The sequence below is a fragment of the Streptosporangium sp. NPDC006013 genome (assembly GCF_040614275.1).
Taxonomy (GTDB): Bacteria; Actinomycetota; Actinomycetes; order Streptosporangiales; family Streptosporangiaceae; genus Streptosporangium.
In genome coordinates this window covers 1-2171 of sequence record NZ_JBEXUE010000850.1, presented here as the reverse complement: position 1 = coordinate 2171, position 2171 = coordinate 1, and the positions used below count along the sequence as shown (strand labels likewise).

General features: G+C 69.8%; 1 protein-coding gene. It reads right to left on the bottom strand.

Annotated features, from left to right (window positions below; genetic code table 11):
• Positions 1 to 2171: beta-ketoacyl synthase N-terminal-like domain-containing protein (locus tag ABZ260_RS50290; protein ID WP_355632859.1), on the bottom strand; the 2171-nt coding region annotated here is incomplete at both ends.

Genomic DNA, 2171 nt, shown 5'->3' with positions numbered 1-2171 from the left:
GCACCCCGGCCACATGCGCCGCCGTGATCTCCCCGACCGAGTGGCCCGCCAGCACATCCGGCCGGACCCCCCACGAGGACACCAGCCGGAACAGCGCCGTCTCCACCGCGAACAGCGCCGGCTGCGCCCACCCCGTCAGGTCCAGCAGCCCGGCCAGCTCACTACCCGGCTCAGCGAACAGGACTTCGCGCAGCGACCCATCGAGCAGCGGGTCAAGCTCGGCGATCACCTCATCCAACGCCTGCGCGAACACCGGGAACCGCTCATACAACTCCCGGCCCATCCCCGCCCGCTGGCTGCCCTGACCGGTGAACAGGAAGGAGAGCTGCGGCTCCGCCCCGGCCACCCCGCGCACCACGCCCATGCCCGGGCGGTCGTCCGCCAGCGCGCCCAACCCGGCCAGCACACCCTCACGGTCGCTCGCCAGCACCACCGCGCGATGCTCGAACGACGACCGCGTCGTCGCCAGCGAGAACCCCACGTCGGCCAAGGCCACCTCATCGTGGCCCTCCACATGCGCGGCCAGCCGCCCGGCCTGCGCCCGCAACGCTCCCGCCGTACGGCCCGACACCAGCACCGGCACCACATCCGCCGCAGCCGATGCCCGATCCTCCGCGCCCGGCTCGGCCTCGCTCCGCGGAGTCTCCGGTCCCCGCGAAGCCTCCTCGGGTTCGGCCTCCAGGACCTGTTCGATGATCACGTGGGCGTTGGTGCCGCTGATCCCGAACGACGACACCCCGGCACGCCACGGACGCTCCACGCGAGGCCAGGACCTGGATTCGGTCAGCAGCTCCACCGCGCCCGCCGACCAGTCCACATGCGACGACGGCGCATCCACATGCAACGTCCTGGGCAGCACCCCATGCCGCATGGCCAGCACCATCTTGATCACACCCGCCACACCCGCAGCCGCCTGCGTGTGACCGATGTTCGACTTCACCGACCCCAGCAGCAGCGGCCTACCGGCCTCGCGACCCTGGCCGTAGGTGGCCAGCAGCGCCTGCGCCTCGATCGGGTCACCCAACGTCGTACCGGTGCCGTGACCCTCCACCACGTCCACATCAGCGGGAGTCAGACCAGCGCTGCCCAGCGCCTGGCGAATCACCCGCTGCTGCGACGGACCGTTCGGCGCGGTCAGACCGTTCGACGCGCCGTCCTGGTTGACCGCCGACCCGCGCACGATCGCGAGCACCTGATGACCGTTGCGCCGCGCGTCCGAGAGGCGCTCCAGCACCACCATGCCGACGCCCTCGGCCCAGCTCACCCCATCGGCCGCCTCTGAGAAAGACTTGCACCGGCCATCGCCGGCCAGCCCGCCCTGCGCGCTGAAGTCGATGAACGAACCCGGCGACGCCATAACCGTCACACCACCGGCCAGCGCCAGCGCGCACTCGCCCGACCGCAACGCCTGCGCCGCCAGATGAATCGTGACCAGAGAGGAGGAGCAGGCGGTGTCGACCGTCATCGCCGGGCCCTCCAAGCCCAGCGCGTACGAGATCCGGCCCGACAACACACTCCCGGCATTACCGGTGCCGAAGAAGCTCATCACGTCCGGCGGGAACTCCGCGCTTGCCGCGTAGTCGTGGTACATGATCCCGGCGAACACACCGGTGTGGCTGCCCCGCAGCGAGAGCGGGTCGATCCCGGCCCGCTCGACCGCTTCCCAACTGGTCTCCAGCAGCAGGCGTTGCTGCGGGTCCATCGCCAGCGCCTCACGCGGCGAAATCCCGAAGAACCCCGGATCGAACTCCCCCGCATCGTGCAGGAACCCACCCTCACGCACATAGCTCGTCCCGCGACTCTCCCGATCCGGGCTGTACAACGCCCCGGGATCCCAACCGCGCGACGTCGGGAACTCCGAGATCCCATCCCCACCCTCGAACACCAGCCGCCACAAGTCTTCAGGAGAGTTGACCTCACCCGGGTAGCGGCAGGCCATCGAAACAATGGCAATGGGATCATCCGCGACCGATGCGAGCGTGGCCGGAATGATCACATCGGCGTGCTCTCCGAGCAGTTCGCCCAGCAGGAACTCCGCCAGCACCACCGGTGTCGGATAGTCGAACACCAGCGTCACCGGCAACCGCAACCCCGTCGCACCGTTCAGCCGGTTACGCAACTCCACCGAGGTCAGCGAGTCGAAGCCCAGCTCGCGGAACTCCCGCCGCGCC